Annotated in this window: 13 protein-coding genes; 3 read left to right on the forward strand and 10 right to left on the reverse strand. The window is 64.4% G+C overall.

Features of this window, described 5'->3' with window-relative positions; all coding sequences use genetic code 11:
• From AS26_RS11595 to AS26_RS11605, 3 genes are all read right to left on the reverse strand, one after another.
• Positions 1–523: MFS transporter (locus AS26_RS11595; RefSeq protein WP_157068493.1), on the reverse strand; the 523-nt coding region annotated here is incomplete at its 3' end.
• A 15-nt stretch (positions 524–538) separates the two neighbouring features.
• Positions 539–1,996 (reverse strand): CoA-acylating methylmalonate-semialdehyde dehydrogenase, encoded by a 1,458-nt coding sequence (locus AS26_RS11600; protein ID WP_062309692.1) that lies wholly within the window; start codon positions 1,994–1,996, stop codon positions 539–541.
• A gap of 39 nt (positions 1,997–2,035) precedes the next feature.
• Positions 2,036–3,214 (reverse strand): iron-containing alcohol dehydrogenase, encoded by a 1,179-nt coding sequence (locus AS26_RS11605; RefSeq protein WP_062309694.1) that lies wholly within the window; start codon positions 3,212–3,214, stop codon positions 2,036–2,038.
• A gap of 504 nt (positions 3,215–3,718) precedes the next feature.
• Here AS26_RS11605 and AS26_RS11610 point away from each other — a divergent pair.
• Both AS26_RS11610 and AS26_RS11615 read left to right on the forward strand, forming a co-directional pair.
• Complete coding sequence (locus AS26_RS11610) at positions 3,719–5,194, forward strand: potassium/proton antiporter (RefSeq protein ID WP_062309696.1); 1,476 nt, start codon at positions 3,719–3,721, stop codon at positions 5,192–5,194.
• 303 nt (positions 5,195–5,497) lie between these two features.
• Positions 5,498–6,280 (forward strand): RpnC/YadD family protein, encoded by a 783-nt coding sequence (locus AS26_RS11615; protein ID WP_062309699.1) that lies wholly within the window; start codon positions 5,498–5,500, stop codon positions 6,278–6,280.
• A gap of 165 nt (positions 6,281–6,445) precedes the next feature.
• Here AS26_RS11615 and AS26_RS11620 read toward each other — a convergent pair whose 3' ends face one another.
• Genes AS26_RS11620 through fabL form a run of 3 tightly spaced genes read right to left on the reverse strand, consistent with a single transcriptional unit; the run spans position 6,446 to position 8,409 of the window.
• Positions 6,446–7,213: an SDR family NAD(P)-dependent oxidoreductase gene (locus tag AS26_RS11620; RefSeq protein ID WP_062309700.1), complete on the reverse strand. Its 768-nt coding sequence runs from the start codon at positions 7,211–7,213 to the stop codon at positions 6,446–6,448.
• Entirely contained in the window at positions 7,210–7,617 is a 408-nt protein-coding gene (locus tag AS26_RS11625; protein ID WP_062309701.1) for an acyl-CoA thioesterase, read from the reverse strand. Before AS26_RS11625 ends, AS26_RS11620 begins: the two co-directional genes overlap by 4 nt.
• 15 nt (positions 7,618–7,632) lie before the next feature.
• Positions 7,633–8,409, reverse strand: a complete 777-nt coding sequence (gene fabL / locus AS26_RS11630) for an enoyl-[acyl-carrier-protein] reductase FabL (RefSeq protein ID WP_062309702.1) — start codon at positions 8,407–8,409, stop codon at positions 7,633–7,635.
• Between the two features lie 190 nt (positions 8,410–8,599).
• Between fabL and AS26_RS11635 the strand changes: the two genes are divergently transcribed.
• On the forward strand, positions 8,600–9,859 hold the full coding sequence (locus AS26_RS11635; RefSeq protein WP_062309703.1) for a beta-ketoacyl-[acyl-carrier-protein] synthase family protein: 1,260 nt from the start codon (positions 8,600–8,602) through the stop codon (positions 9,857–9,859).
• 188 nt (positions 9,860–10,047) lie between these two features.
• On the opposite strand, the gene AS26_RS11640 is transcribed toward AS26_RS11635, so the two are convergent.
• The 4 genes from AS26_RS11640 to AS26_RS11655 form a co-directional block, all read right to left on the reverse strand.
• Positions 10,048–12,216 carry a beta propeller repeat protein gene (locus AS26_RS11640; RefSeq protein WP_062309704.1) on the reverse strand — a complete coding sequence of 723 codons (2,169 nt, stop codon included), beginning with the start codon at positions 12,214–12,216 and terminating at the stop codon, positions 10,048–10,050.
• A gap of 132 nt (positions 12,217–12,348) precedes the next feature.
• A complete protein-coding gene (locus AS26_RS11645) occupies positions 12,349–13,239 on the reverse strand; it encodes an aldo/keto reductase (protein ID WP_062309705.1) in 891 nt (296 codons plus the stop codon).
• Between the two features lie 14 nt (positions 13,240–13,253).
• Complete coding sequence (locus AS26_RS11650; protein WP_062309707.1) at positions 13,254–14,054, reverse strand: HAD family hydrolase; 801 nt, start codon at positions 14,052–14,054, stop codon at positions 13,254–13,256.
• 61 nt (positions 14,055–14,115) lie between these two features.
• Complete coding sequence (locus AS26_RS11655) at positions 14,116–15,384, reverse strand: methyl-accepting chemotaxis protein (RefSeq protein ID WP_245629748.1); 1,269 nt, start codon at positions 15,382–15,384, stop codon at positions 14,116–14,118.
• Positions 15,385–15,512 lie beyond the last annotated feature (128 nt).

Genomic DNA, 15,512 nt, shown 5'->3' on the forward strand with positions numbered 1-15,512 from the left:
GCGGAACCAGCCACATAGATACAAATGGTACCGCCGCAAGGCCAGAGAACGCGAACAGATTGGCGAGCCCAGTGAAACGCCCTCTGAGCACAGCGGGCGAGATTTCCCCCATGTAGGTAGAAACCTGCGCGATCATCGTTCCAATGCCCATACCGACCACCAAGCGCCACCCGATGAGCCAGCCCACCGAAGGACTGAACGCCGTAGCGAGCGAACCGGCTGTGTACAACACGATTCCTGTGATCAAAGCACCTCGGCGACCGAAATAGTCGCTGACCACGCTCACGATCACCGCGCCCACGATATAACCCACAAGGCTCGTGGAGACAGCCGTAGACGCGAGTCCAGAAGAAACGTGAAATTGCTTCGTTATCACAGGAATGCCATAAGAAATGTTTGTGATATCGAAAAACGCGAAGAAATAGCCGAGCCCCAGCACGATGAGCAGGCCAGCCCCATGAGGCCAGATAGGGATGCGCTCCAGCCTGGCCAGCGGGTTGTCTACGACCTTACGGTCCAACATGACTATCGGCCTCCTTCATACTCTTGCCGTGATCATTTTTCGACGCGTGTAAAACGCCACGCCGTCCTTCCCATTGGCGTGGAGATCACCGTAGAACGAATCTTTCCACCCCGAGAAAGGAAAAAACGCCATGGGAGCGGGAACACCGATGTTGACGCCAAGCATTCCCGCGTCGATTTCCTCACGGAATTTGCGTATGGCAGACGCATTGTTCGTGAAGATACACGCCCCGTTTGCAAACCGGGACTCGTTGGCCAACGCGATAGCTTCGTCCAGCGTGTCTACACGCACAATCGACAGTACAGGCGCAAAGATCTCGTCCTGCCAGATCTTCATCGAAGGATGGACATAGTCGAAGATTGTGGGTCCGATGAAGTACCCGTCAGCCTCCACGCGATCCTGCCGTCCGTCTCTCACGAGTACAGCGCCCTCTTGGATGCCCGCATCGATGTACTGCAATGTCCTATATCGGTGTTCTGCCCGAATGACGGGACCAAGCAGTACATCTTCCTCGAGGCCGTTACCGATGCGGATTTGATCGGCAGCGGACTTCAGTCCTTCGACAAGTTGGTCTGCGATAGAACCTACGGCTACGACAACGGAACAGGCCATGCACCGCTCGCCCGCGGAGCCGAACGCAGCAGAGATGATCTGGGGAATCGCTTCGTCCAGATTCGCATCAGGCATCACGATGGTGTGATTCTTGGCGCCTGCGAGTGCCTGCACGCGCTTGCCGTGGGCTGCCGCTTCGCTGTACACGTATGCGGCTACCGGCTGCGACCCGACGAACGAAATGGCACGAACCGTCGGATGCTCGATCAAGCCCTGAACGACCTCTCGAGAGCCGTGCACGATGTTAAAGACCCCCGGGGGCAAGCCCGACTCCTCAAGCAACTCGGCCAACCGCTGGGCCAAAAGCGGCGTCCGCTCGGAAGGCTTCAACACAAACGTGTTCCCGCAGACGATAGCCAGAGGAAACATCCAGCAAGGCACCATCATCGGAAAGTTGAAAGGTGTGATGCCTGCCACCACGCCGAGTGGGTACCGATACATGCCTGAGTCTAAGGATGTCGCGATGTTGGCCAATTGTTCGCCCATGAGGAGTGTCGGAGCGCTCGCAGCAAATTCCACATTTTCGATCGCGCGCTGTACCTCCCCGTATGCATCCTTGTAGCTCTTGCCGTTCTCCCGAACAATGAGTCGCGCGAGTTCATCCCAGTGCTCGACGAGAAGTTGGTGATAGCGGAAAAAGATTCTCGCTCGGCGAGGTACAGGGGTCCTGCTCCATTCCCGAAACGCTGCCTCAGCTGCCGCCACAGCCATTTCCACATCCTGTCGTGTTGACAACGGCACTTGGGCGATGACCTCAGCTGTCGCCGGATCGAAAACATCGAGGTACTCACTGGCTTCCGCGTCTCGCCATGCTCCGCCTACCCAATTGCGCAGGCGCCCGGCTACACTTATGGACGACATCCTATTCATCCCCTTTATCCCATTTAGATTAATAGATCTCTAAACCTCATCCCATGTGGCGTCGTAGGCTTTCAGATACAAATGGACAATCTCCTCGTGTGATGGCACGATAGGGTGATTCGCCGGGCTACCACTCGCGAGTGCATCGTTCGCCATCTTATCCAGCGCACGCTCGAAATCACCTCTTTCAATTCCCCAGGTCTTAAGATTTGGAATTTGGAGCCTCTTAGCAAGCGATTTCACTCGGCTTACGACCCATGCCGCGGCCTCGCCGTCTGACGAACCGGACAGTTCTGAATTTACGGCCCGCCCGAGCAACGCCAGCCGCGGCGCGTAGTCGTCAAGTCGGAATTCCAGCACTGTCGGAAGAAGCATGGCATTGGCAAAACCATGTGGTACATGAAATACTGCACCGATAGGTCGGGACATACCATGCACCAGGCACACAGATGAATTCGTGAAGGCCATACCAGCTTCCAGCGCCGCGATGGCCATCCCCTCGCGCGCCTCTAAATCCTTCCCATCATCATACGCTCGTTCCAAATAGTTCAGAATCTTCTTTGCAGCGTCCGTGGCCAATGCGTCGGTCAGCGGATGGCTTCTTCTTGAGATAAACGCCTCTATCGCGTGGCACAAAGCATCTACCCCGCTCGAAGCGGTGACATGCGGAGGCGAGGAAACGGTGAGTTGGGGATCGACAATTGCGACCTTGGGTAACAGGGCGGGTTGCCGTATCATCATCTTGATGTCGTCCTTGGTATTGGTAATCACCGTCACGCTGGTAACCTCAGATCCCGTGCCGGCAGTGGTCGGGATCGCTATCAACGGATGCGGCACTTGATCGAACGTCCTGCGGCCACCCATATAGTCGCCGATGTATCCCTCGTGCACCGCCATGACGGAAATCCCCTTCGCGGCGTCGATGGCGCTGCCACCACCGATGGCGATGAGAAGATCGCAGCGGTGTTGCGATAACGCGCGAACGCCAGCCTCTACATGCACGTCGGTCGGCTCCGTGTTCACCTCGGCGAATACCTCGGATTGAACACCAACGTCATCCAACATCCTCCTCATCCGCTTCACATATCCAAGACGTTCCATTACCTTATCTGTCACGATGAGAGCGCGCTTGCCCAGGGCGGAAGATACGTCCGGCAGCACCTGCAGAGCCCCACTCCCTGCATACACAGCCTCCGGGACTTTGAACTCTCCAAACACCCGGTTCACCTCTCCTTACGTTGGACTTGTGTTGCCTTCGACGTCAGGTAAATGAAGCAAGATTCGTTCCAAATCGCGCGAAGCGTTCACGCAAGCAGCGGGAACTTGCAGCAGATCGATTGAGTGCGTCCGAACATGTCGATTCTCACAACATCTGTGTCGTGATGGTTAGACAAACGATGATACTTCCGACACCTGACCTACTGCAGTTTGCGGGGCGAGTTGAATCACTGCCTAATCTGAGAAGCTTCGGTGGACAATTCTTGTACCTCGATTTTGGAATCCCGCACCATTTCTTTACGCCCCCAAAGTTTTATGTTAAACTAAGGATAGTCGGAATAGGGTTCCTGTCCCTTTCCTCCCCTTGTCAGCGTCAACATTCCACTTCATTCGCACCTGGTATCGCATTATCTTCCACCTGCGTCATTGCCATATAATCCCATTGGCGTATTGGACGCGATCGCGTATAGGCGTTGAACTCGAATTTGAACGAAGGAGGAGAAAATGGAGACTTTTCTGCTCATTCTATCGCTGATTTTGTTAGCTGGCGTTTGGTCCGCACACCTGGGCAACCGCCTGGGTTTCCCGGTGCTCATCGGCTTCGTGGCCATCGGCATGGCCCTCGGGCCCGGCGGATTCCACCTCGGCGTGCACGTGCCGCTCTCCGCTGCGCAATCCATCGGTTACCTGGCGCTCATCCTCATCCTGTTTGAAGGCGGCCTCCATACCCCGCTCGACCGCATCCGAAAGGTCTGGAAACCCGCGCTGTCCCTCGCCACCGTGGGGGTCATGATCAGCGCAGGGGTGCTCACGGCCATCGCGCATGCGCTCCTACACCTACCGTGGTACGCCGCCGCGCTGCTCGGCGTGGCGGTCAGCTCCACCGACGCTGCCTCCGTGTTCTCCATCCTGGGCCGCCAGCCGCTGCGCCGGCGCCTGGTGGACGTGCTCGAGGTGGAGTCTGGCACCAACGACCCCATGGCGTTCTTCCTGACCATCCTCCTCATGACGTGGTCGGAGCACGGCATCGACCGGCCGTGGGGCGCGCTGGGTTACGCAATCTCGACCTTCGCCCTGCAGATGGCCATGGGGCTCATTGCAGGGGCTGTCATTGGCTACCTCGGTTCGCTCGCCAACCAGCGCATCAAGCTCGACACAGGCGGCCTGTATCCGACGCTCTCGCTCGCGTTTGCACTCCTGAGCTACAGCGTCGCCGTCATTCTGCACGGCAGCGGCTTCCTCGCCGTCTACACCGCCGCCGTGGTGATGGGCAACCGCAGGCTGGAACATCGCTACAGCATCCTGCGGTTTCACGAGGGCCTGTCCTGGACCATGCACATCGTCATGTTTGTCGTGCTCGGCCTGCAGATCTCCCCGGGGCGGCTGTGGAGCATTCTGGTGCCCGGCGTCCTGCTGGCCGCTGGCGCGCTGTTTTTGGCGCGGCCCCTCGCGGTCTGGCTCTCCACCGTCGGCATGGGCTTCTCCACGGCCGAAAAGGTGTTCATGTCGTGGGCCGGATTGCGCGGCGCCGTTCCCATCGTGCTCGTGCTGACCGCCATGCTCTCCCCGGCCTACACGCCCGCACCGATGTTTGACGCCGTGTTCTTCGTGGTCATTGCCTCCACGCTGGTCCAAGGTCTCACCGTGCGCTGGCTCGCGGCGAAGCTCGACCTCTTGGAGCGCGCCCCGTCCGAGGGTCTGCTCGAGTTGGTGCGCATCGCGCGGGAGAACGCCGTCGTCACGCCGGTTGAAGTGGATGCGTCGTCCGATCTCGTCGGCCGAAAGATGGTCGAGATCGAGTTCCCTGAAAACACGCTGTGTTACGCGATTGTGCGCGGGGATCAGGTGATTGTGCCGCGCGGCGCGACGGAACTCCAGGCGGGCGATTACCTGCTCATTCTGTCCGACAGGCGGAACATCACGCGGCTACGGAGGCTGTTTGGCGCGGAGCGCATCGGCCCTGCGGGGATGTTGCCGTGATCGTTGGGCGGAGGAAGTGCGTCGCGGGGGTTAAAGCGCCGGTCCCGCGCCGCCGCGGGGCCGCAGGTGGTGAGCGAATCACGTCCCTTCGATTGCGCAGGGGCGACGCAAGCGAGCGGGCGTGTCATCCTGCGTCGGTTGATTTTCTCCCCCGGTTCATCGACAGGCAATTTGGGTGCGCGTAAGCTGGAGACATCCTTCGCCCGGAGGGCGAAGCGCGCAGCGCGGAACAACACGAAGACACCCCGCTAGCATTGTGGTGTCGACCAGAATCTCCTATCATGGGAGGTGTGGTCCGCTTCCATGCCCGGACAGGACAGCTTGCTCAAGGCCCTGACGCGCACCCTCTCAGGGGGAGCACTTGAAGCGCTTGGCGTGCACGGCGTGGAAAGGCTGGAGCCGTTCACGACCGAACTGCCCGCCAGCACGCTGAGGATGGACCGGGCTTGGCGAATGCCAAACGGCGACGTGTTTCACCTGGAGTTCCAAGACCGGCGCGAGCGCACACTTCACCGATTCCTAGAGTACGATGCCCGCTTGGCCAACCAAGTCAAGGCCAAGATTCGCACGGTGGTCCTGTACCACGCGCACGTCGGCAGCGCGCCGCACGAACTCGACATCGGCACGGCGGTGTATCGCGTGGAAAACGTGTTCCTCTCCGAGCTCGACGGCGATGGCGCACTGGACGAGGTCGAAGCTCACCTTCGCGTGGGGCGATGGGAGCCTGCCGATCGCCTTCGCCTCGGCCTGGCGCTCTCGATGCGCGTCGAGGACCGTCATCAAGCCATGGCTCGCGTCCTCGACCTGCTCCCACGCGTTCCCGACGACGAAGAACGCGAACTCGTGGCGAGCGCCGTCCTCGCGTTTGGCGACAGGGCCTTGTCGGAAGAAGACCGCAGAAAATTGCGGAAGGAGCTGAAGAACGTGTTCCGCCTGGCAGAGGAACTGTATGAGGATGGCCGCAGAGAAGCAGCTGAGGACATTGCCCATCGCCTGCTGGCCGAGGGCGTGCCCGTCGACGTGGTGGAAAAGGCGACGGGCCTGCCTCGCGAACGACTCGAGCAGATGCAGAGCGAGGTCCACTGACACGCAGGTGTGTCGGCCCTCTCGTGGTCGATGGGCCGGCGCGTGCTCCCCGTGAACACGCGCCGAGCCCGTCCGCCGTGGCCAAGTGCGGCCAGATGTTCTCCAGAGACGCGTCAATGACAACCTCCAGCACGATATCCGGCAACTGCGCCACGCGGATGCCCGTCACCGCTTGAACGACAGCGCGCCGTCGTCCACGCAAATCGCGTGGCCGTTGATGAACCGCGCGTCGTCCGACGCCAGAAACACCACCACGCGCGCCACGTCGTCCGGCTCCGCCATGCGCCTGCGCATGTGCGCCCGCTGAATCGTGTTCCACACGCGCTCGTCCTGCCGCCAGTTGTCCACGAGGCCCGTGTTCACCATGCCGGGCGCCACCGCGACGACGCGGATGTTGTAGCGGGCGAGATCGAGCGCCGCCGCCTTGGTCATGGCGACGACCGCCGCCTTGCTCGCATGATACGGGAGCTGGTGCCTATCGGCGATGAACGCGTAGATGGACGCCGTGTTGATGATCACGCCGCCCCCACCGGCGTCGCGCATGGCGCGCGCCGCCGCCCGCATGCCGTAAAAGACGCCGTGCTGATTGATGGAGACGACGCGGAAGTACTCGTCCGCGGGATCGTCAAGGAAGTTTCGGGCGCCGTCGCCAAAGACGCCGGCGTTGTTGAACATGATGTCGAGGCGGCCGAAGCGCTTGACGGCCGCGTCCACGAGCGCCTGGACGCTCGCCTCGTCCGTGACGTCGACGTAGACGGCCTCCGCCTCGCCGCCCGAGCCTCGGATTTCGTCGGCGATGCGCTTCGCGCCAGCCTCGTCGCGATCCGCCACCACCACGCGCACGCCGCGCTCGGCGAACCTGCGCGCCGTGGCGCTGCCAATGCCGCCCGCGCCACCTGTCACGATGGCCACGCGGCCCTCCATGTCCCTCATGCGAGCGCCTCCTCTTGGTACGCCCGAAGCCGCTCCCGCCAGAACGCAGGGATGGGCTCTGGGCGCCCGTTCTCGTTCACATGCACGTACACCGTCTCGGCCCGGAAGATGGGCTCGCCCTCGCGCGTCATCACAAACTCCAGCGTCACGCTGGTGTTCCCGATGCGCTTGGGCCGGATCCAAATCGAAAGCTTGTCCCGCCAGCGGGCCGGTTTCAGAAACGTCTGCGTCGACGTGGCGATGACGGTGGTCGGCACGTCGTCGTAGAGCCTCAATTCGCTTCGGAAAAACTCCTGATAGGCGAGATCGAGATACATGAGATAGTTCGCGTTGAACACGATGCGCTGCGCGTCCACCTCGGACCAGCGCACCTCGAGATCATAATGGTAGCGAAACCCTTCCACGTCCCTCACCTCGCATCATGGCAGGACGAGCGTGACGCCGCCGTCCACGCGCACCGTCTGGCCCCGGATCATCTCGGCCTCAGGCGAACACAGAAAGAGCGCGAGGTTGGCCACGTCGTCCGGCGTCACCATGCGATGGTACGGCAGCTTTTCCTCGAGCCTTTGCAGCGTCTTGTCCATCTCGGGGAAGTGATCCAGCGCGTCGGTGAGCACAGCCCCGGCCGAGATGCAGTTCACGTTGATGCGGCGCGGCCCGAGCTCCACGGCGAAGTAGCGCACCATCGCCTCGAGCGCGGCCTTGCTCGTGCCGACCGACAAATAATATGGAAACACGCGATCCGCCCCGAACGACGAGATGGCGAGCATCGCGCCGCCCTCGGTCATGAGTTCGGCGGCCCTTTGCGCGCCGATGAGAAACGCACGGGCGTTCACGTCCATCGTCCAGTCAAAGCCCTTGGTGTCCACCTCGAGCGCGGCCCGGTTTCGCCCGGACGCCGCGTTGTGGATGAACACGTCCAACCGGCCGAAGGCCTGCCGCACTTCGTCGAACATCGCGGCGATTTTCTCCTCCTGCGCCATGTTGGCGCGCACGGCGATGGCCCGCCGGCCCATTTGCTCGATCTCGGCGACCACTTCGCGGGCGAGATCGCCATTTCGGAAGTAATTGACCACCACGTGGGCGCCTTCTTGCGCGAAGCGGATGGCGAGCCGCCGCCCGATGCCGCGCGAACTGCCCGTGATGAGCACGACCTTGTCCTCATAGCGCCGTTGCGCGCGCCCCGTATCGACCAAGTCGAATCCCCCATTCGACGACCGTGAAGTTCCCGCTCCATGATACCAAACGGAAGCCGCCTTGTCCCGGGCCCATGCATCGCCGCCAGAGCGCGGACGTGGTATGATAGAGGCGGAACTAGCACCAAGTGATAATTTTGTGCGGGCAGTTCAGATTCCCGTGGAGTCTGACAGCGAGAGGAGAACCTTCATGGCGGACAAGACGCGCATCGTCGTCACCGGAATGGGTGCCGTGACGCCATTCGGGGTCGGGGTTTCGACGTTTTGGGAGAACATCGTGGCCGGCAAGTCGGCCGTGCGCCAGACGGAAGACGAGCTCCTGCGGACGTGGGCGCCCGTCGTGGCGGCGGCCCGCGATTTTGATCCGGCGCGATACTTGGACAAAAAACAGATTCAAAACAGCGATCGCTTCACGCAGATGGGCCTCGTGGCCGCTGCGGAGGCGCTTCGCGATGCGGGGTTCGGCGACGGCAGCGCGTTCGGTCCGTACGAACGGGATCGGATAGGGATTTCCATCGGCTGCGCGTTCGGGGGCGTGCAGACGCTGGAGGAGGGCGCCAACCGGCTGGCGTCGGGGCGCTCGACCCGGGTGGGACCGCGGCTTGTACCGAAGTCCATTCCGAATGCGGCCGCGGCCGGGATCGCCATGCGCTACGGCATCCGCGGCCCGGTGATGACGTATTCCACCGCCTGCGCGTCGTCGGCCAACGCCATCGGCGAGGCGAGTTACTGGCTTCGGCTCGGCGAGATCGACATGGCGCTTGTCGGCGGTGCGGAGTGCTTGTTCAGCCCGGCCATTTTGGCGGGATTGCGCGCGGCGGGGGCGCTTGCGACGGAGGGGCCGGCGGATTACAGCGCGTGGTCGCGGCCGTTTGACAAGCGGCGGACCGGCATGGTGATGGGCGAAGGCGCGGCGGTCCTGGTGCTGGAGACCCTGGAGCGGGCGCTCGAGCGCGGGGCCACCATCTACGGGGAACTCGTCGGCTATGGTACTTCGAACGACGCCTACCACGAGACCTCGCCCGATCCGTCCGGGCACGGCGCGAAACTCGCCATGGCGCGGGCGCTTCGGAGCGCGGGGCTTGGGACGGACGAGATCGACTACGTGAACGCGCACGCGACGGCGACGCCGGCGGGCGACATTGCGGAGTCGACGGCGCTTCGCGACATGTTTGGCCCGCGGATCGACGAGATCCCGGTGAGTTCCATCAAGGGCGCGGTGGGCCACATGCTCGGCACGGCGGGCGCGATTGAGTCCATCGCCTGTGTGAAGGCGCTCGAGACGGGCTGGCTGCCGCCCACGCTGAACTGCGACGACAAGGAGGAGATTGCGCCGCGCGACGTGGTGGCGAATCAGAGCCGCCGGGCGGACATCCGCACGGCGCTCAGCTCCTCGTTTGGCTTCGGCGGGCAGAACGGCGTGCTGATCTGGAAAAAGGCTGAGATCTGAGCGGCAAGGCGCGAGCGGCCATGACAAAGCCGGGCGGAAGTCCTCCGTCCGGCCTTTTTGCGCGCCTTGAGCCGCATCGCGCGGCCGCGCAGGCGGGCGACCCGCGTCGGCTTTGCCACGCGAGACAGCTGCGGAAGGCACGGCTCCAAGCGCCCACGAAGCCTGCGCGCGGCCGCGCAGGCCGCGTGTCAACTGCCTGTGTAGCGCCACACAAAGCCGCCATCCTGCGTCACGAGCAGGCCGCCGTCCGTGAGGAGCGCGCCGAAATCGCTGCCCGCAAGGGTCAAGCTCATGACCTCGCCAGGCAGCTTGGACGTAGGCCCGGGCGCGAGATGGCGGGCGTGCCACGTGGCCCCGTCGTCTGCGGTGACGAACAGGGTGAGCCCCTGGGACGGATCCATGGTCGCGGACGAGGCGCAGACCACCATCCCGCGCGATCCCGCCCACGCCATCGCGAGCGCGTCGTACCCCTCGGGAAGGGAGACCGAGCGGTCTGAGCCGCCACTCACGGAGGACGCCGTGAGGACGGGCTGAAACACCGGCCCGGTGCTTTTCCCGTTCGCCTTTTTTCCCGGCCGAATCAGGTGGTTGTCGAGCCACCAGATGGTCCCCCCATCGAAGGCGGGCGCCAAGGGGAGATCGCCATTGGGAACCGTGCGGACGGTCGACCAGTGCACACCGTCTGGCGATGAAAGCACAAGGTCCTTCGGCATCGCTGCAATGGCGAGCAGGTACCCATGGGCCGTCACGGACAGGGCTGCGTCCGACGGGACAAAGGGCATGACGCTCTGCAGCGCGCTTTCGGGCACATCCGCTGCGCCGAGTTCGGTCCAGTGATGGCCGCCGTCTTCGCTCACCCACAGGCGCAGGGTGCCGGCGCCACCCGCAGCGTCCACCGTGGCGACGGCCAGGCGGTTGCCGGGGCCCGCCGCCACGGCGATGGGCGCCTGATGAGGCAGGCGGGCGAGGACCCGCCACGAAGCTCCGCCGTTCGCGCTCTCCTCCACGGTGCCCTGAAACCAGTCATGGTCGATGCCGATGAGCGCGGGCCCTTGGGACGAAGCCAACGCGGGATCCGCGATGACCTGCACGTCCGGGGGCGCCGTGGGCGCGATTCTGTGCCACGCGTCAAGCCCCGGCGCGCTCGCGTACAGGCCCGTCGGCTGCGAGGAGGCCGGCGCCGCGTACCAGGTCCCGGACGGGCCGCGGGCGAGCGAGACACTGGACCAGTACGGGACGGTCGCGAGGGTCGACGCCTGCCTGGTGCGAAGGTCGAACGACGTCACGCCGCCGGGGAACGGCGCGGCACCCGGGCACAGTCCGATGTAGGCGACGTCCCCGTCGAGGACGGGCACCGACTGCGCGATGCGCCCTTGGTATGGTTGCGGCGCGGCCTCGCGCCACGACGCCCACCGATTCGTCGTCCACAGAACCCACGTCTCCCAACTCCCGAGATCCTTGACCACCCACACGCCGACGCCGCTCGGGCTCATGGCCAGATTCCCTTCCCACGGCACGACGCTCGGCCCCTTCAACACCGCGCGAAACGTGCGGCCGCCGTCCGCACTCTCCGCCAGCACGACAGGCGCGGGATGATAGCCCGCGCGAAACACCTGCGGCGATACCTCGCTCAGCCAAACCTGCGTGGCAGACGGAAACGCGGCGTCGAGCACCGCGTCCTGAAGCGGCACCCGGGCCCAGGAGGCGCCTCCGTCTACCGTGCGCAGCAGTTCGCCGTTCACCGCGGCGTAACCGGTTGACCCAAACAGCGCCAGCACCGGCGTCGCCGCGGCGATGTCATCAGCGGGCGAAGCCGTGACCTGCCACACGGCGCGCCACGAATGGCCGGCGTCTCGCGTCTGCCAGATGCGATACGTTGTCGGCCCCTCCGCCGCGCCTGCGCTCGCCGGTCCGTGCGCGACGGTGATGATGGCCCCTTGCGTTGGGATCGCAAAGGCGATGGCGACGGCCTGCCCCGGGATTTGGCCCACCACGCGCCATGGCTTCCCGGCGGCGCTTTCGATGATAGCGCTCGAAGACTGTGCATCAAGCGCTGCGAACCCCACCGCGCCGACGAAGCTCGGCGCGACAACCTGCATCACGCGAGCCGGTCCGAAGCCTGGATTTCCGAAGATGGCAAACTGTCCACGGCTCGCAAGCGCGCGCGGCAGGCTTGCGCCCTTCGCTCCTTGATTGGCCTGTGTCCCCTTGACGGGCGCCCCGCCCGCGTTCGATGCGTTCGTCACGGCGTGTGGCGAAGAGCCCGGTGTGTGGTCAGCGGCGACTTGCGCGCCACACCCGACGGCGAGGACGCCGCACGCGCCACACGCGGCCGCAAACAAAGTCCAACGGCGCATTCCATCCGCCTCCCCCTGCGTTTCGCACAAAGACCTCATCCATGGGACGGAATGCGCCGCCAGGTTGTGACACGCACGCGCGAAAAGGCCGCGGAGAACGCGCTCCCCACGGCCACCTCGCCGCGCTCGCCGTCAGGTCTGCCCCACCCAGTCGGGTTTCGCCGTGCGCCGCCACGCCTCGCGAATGGCCTCGAATTCCTCCTTCGAAAGCGGTCCTTCGTCCACGTAGCGCGCGTTCTCCTGCCACCGCCCGGGATTTTGCGTCCCCACGATGGCCGTGGTCACCCCGGGGATGGAGAGCGTGAAGCGGAGCGCCACCCCCACCGCCTCGCTGAGCGGCTTCTCCGTGAAGGGAAGCTTCAGCTCCCGCAAGCGGCGCCAGTACTCGACGTAGTAGTCCACGTCCGGCTTTTCCCCATACCGCCACGCGACGTTTGCCACCGGCCGCTTCGCGATGACGCCCATGCCGCGCGCGGCCGCCAGCGGAATGGCCCCATCGATAGCCGACTGATCCGCCACGTTGACCGAGGTCTGCAGGCTGTCGAACACGCCGAGCTCCACCGCGTACTTCGCCGCCTCGTTGTCCCCGCTGTAGCCGAGGAAGCGAATTTTGCCCGCCTCCTTCGCCTTCTGCAGTTCTTCAATCACGCGCCCCTCCTCAAGCACCGCGAGGGAGCAGCTGTGAAGCTGCATCAGGTCCACGTAGTCCGTGCGCAGCCGCTTCAGGCTCCGGTCGATGCTCGCGCGAATCGTCTCCGGCGCCCAATCCGGGGACTCAAGTCCCGATTGATGCCCGCACTTCGTGAACAGAAAGTACTCCCCCCGGCGATGGCCCACCGCCCGGCCGATGAGTTCCTCGCTGTCCCCGTAACACTCCGCCGTGTCAATCACGTTGAGCCCCGCGTCGAGCGCGCTCGCGAGCAGCCGCTCCACCGTCGCCACGTCCGCGCCGCGGATCTCCGATCCGCCAAAGCCGAGCGCGCTCACGCGCATGCCCGTGCGTCCAAATTCCCGATATTCCATACGCTCTCTCCTCCTCACGCCTCGGCTTCCTCAGCTCGCCTAAGGCAGGTCATGAGCACGTCCCCCAACTCGCCCGGGTGCGTCAGCCGCAAGGTCACGTCAGGCCGCTCCCGGCCGATGTACCGATCAATGTAGATGGTGAGCATCCCCAGGCGAATGGCAGGGCGCATCTCGTTCCGGTAGTGATCGCCAATCGACACCGCCCGCTCGGGCGCCACGGCGTACTTCTCCAGCCACCTGCGAAAGTGCTCCTCGGTTCGGTACGGCTTCACCGCGCGGAACACGAAGTCCTCGATCACGTCCTCCAGGTTCAGCTTGCGCAGAATCGCGCGGCTGTCCGGCTCCGGGCTGTTGGTGGCGAGCACCACGTGGCCGCCGCGCGCGCGAATGGCCTCCATCGCATCTCGCAGCCCCCCGAGCGGCTGCATCGGAAACGGCCCCGCCATGTAGTCGCGCGTGCGCAAGAACGCCTCGTCGCGCTCCCGCGGGCCAATTCCGTGCCGGATAGCCACCACCTGCAAGAGCCCCCACGGATCGTCCACGTGAAGGTACGCCCGATTCGGCCTGTCCTCCTCGGCGACGTCCACGCGCTCGCCCGTCTCGCGCGAAAACGCATGCCCGTAAAACGACTGGCCGTCGTGAAGGAGCGCGCGGTGGGCGTCCTCGAGAAACGCCTGGCGCCTTGCTTCCGGCAGAAACGACGCGAGCTCCCGCGCATACACCTCAAAGTGATCCGTCTCCGCGTACACGGTGCCGTCGAGATCGAAGATGAAAAGCTTCGCCCGCCCGATGCGGACGTAAGGGTCCTGATGCACTCGTCTCACTCCCGCAGAATCGAATGGTCTTTAGCATCATCTTTCTCATGTTCTCTCTTCATCACGCCTCGAGGCGAAAACTCGCCACCATGCGCTGAAGCGACTCGGCCATCTGCGCGAGCGCGGCCGCGGAGGCCGTCATCTCCTGCATGGAGGCCAGCTGCTCCTCGGTGGCGGCCGCCACCGTCTCCATGCCGGCGCTCGTCTGCGCCGATACCTGGGCGACCTCGTCCACGCCCTCGCGCAGCTGCGCAGACGCCCGGCCGAGGCGATTCACAAACGTCAGCACGCCCTGCAGCTCCTCGTCCACGCGCTCCACCGCCTGGCGGATGCGCGCGAAGGAGGCATCCACAGCTTCGAACGTCGCCTTGCCCGCCTCAACCTGCTCGCGCGAGGAGGCCATGCGCGCCGCCGCGTTCTCCATGTCGGCCTGAATCGCGGCCACGAGCGCGGCAATCTGCTTCGACGAGTCGGCCGACTGTTCCGCAAGCTTCCGGATTTCCGCGGCCACCACCGCAAATCCGCGCCCCGCCTCGCCCGCGCGGGCCGCCTCGATGGCCGCGTTCAGCGCCAACAGGTGCGTCTGCTTGGCGATGCGGGTCATGACCTCGACAATCGCGCCCACTTCCTGCGATCTCGACGCGAAACTGCGCACGGCCTGTGCCAGGTGCTCGAACGCCCCTTCCACGGAGGCCATCTGCCGAAGCGCCTGCGCCACGTGCTCGCCGCCGTCCTTCGCGGCCCCCCGCGCCTCCCCCGTCGCCTCGCTCGCGCCGCGAAACCGGGCCGACATGTCGTTCATGCCGCGTGCGAGGAGCTGGAACACGTCCGTCGAGCGAGCGATGCGCGCGTCCTGCCGCTGCACGCCGGCCGACACGTCCTGGATGGTGAGCGCAATCTGTTCGGCCGCCTTGCCCGTCTCCTCCGCGCTCGCCGCAAGTTGTTGGCTTGCCGCGGCGAGATCGCCCGATGTGCGGGCAAGCTCGCGGAGGACTCCCTGCATGCTGGCGGTGGCGGCGTTCAGCTCCCGGGCGAGAAGCCCCATCTCGTCCTGGGTGTCGACGTCCACCCGCGCGGCAAGATTTCCCGCCGCCACGTCCTGCACCGCGCGCACCAGGCGGCCGAGCGGCCGGATGACGAGGACCTGGATGGCCAAAAGCACAAGCGCCGCCGAGACGATGACGCTCACCACGCTGTTCACGTAGATCCCGTATTGGCTCTGAGGCACCGCCCGCCGAATCGCGGCATTGATGACATCCGAAATCGGCACGCTCACCGCGAGGCTGACGATCACGACGACTATCATCTTTACGCGCAGGCTGACGCGCACTGCCTCCCTTTGCCGCCCCGAATCGCCCCGGGGCCCTGCATGCAAAGCTTCCGACGTTTTCTCCAACGCGCCTTCACTCCTTATCGCGCATCCCCTTTCAAACTACGACGAGAAGCGCCCCTTCTCCT

The organism is Alicyclobacillus sendaiensis NBRC 100866, assembly GCF_001552675.1.
In the GTDB taxonomy this organism is placed as follows: domain Bacteria; phylum Bacillota; class Bacilli; order Alicyclobacillales; family Alicyclobacillaceae; genus Alicyclobacillus; species Alicyclobacillus sendaiensis.

Excerpts from the sequence above, each read along its gene's own strand:
- AS26_RS11600 (WP_062309692.1), bottom strand. The coding sequence starts at position 1,996 with ATGTCGTCCATAAGTGTAGCCGGGCGCCTGCGCAATTGGGTAGGCGGA.
- AS26_RS11610 (WP_062309696.1), top strand. The coding sequence starts at position 3,719 with ATGGAGACTTTTCTGCTCATTCTATCGCTGATTTTGTTAGCTGGCGTT.
- AS26_RS11615 (WP_062309699.1), top strand. The coding sequence starts at position 5,498 with ATGCCCGGACAGGACAGCTTGCTCAAGGCCCTGACGCGCACCCTCTCA.
- AS26_RS11620 (WP_062309700.1), bottom strand. The coding sequence starts at position 7,213 with ATGAGGGACATGGAGGGCCGCGTGGCCATCGTGACAGGTGGCGCGGGC.
- AS26_RS11635 (WP_062309703.1), top strand. The coding sequence starts at position 8,600 with ATGGCGGACAAGACGCGCATCGTCGTCACCGGAATGGGTGCCGTGACG.
- AS26_RS11640 (WP_062309704.1), bottom strand. The coding sequence starts at position 12,216 with ATGCGCCGTTGGACTTTGTTTGCGGCCGCGTGTGGCGCGTGCGGCGTC.
- AS26_RS11645 (WP_062309705.1), bottom strand. The coding sequence starts at position 13,239 with ATGGAATATCGGGAATTTGGACGCACGGGCATGCGCGTGAGCGCGCTC.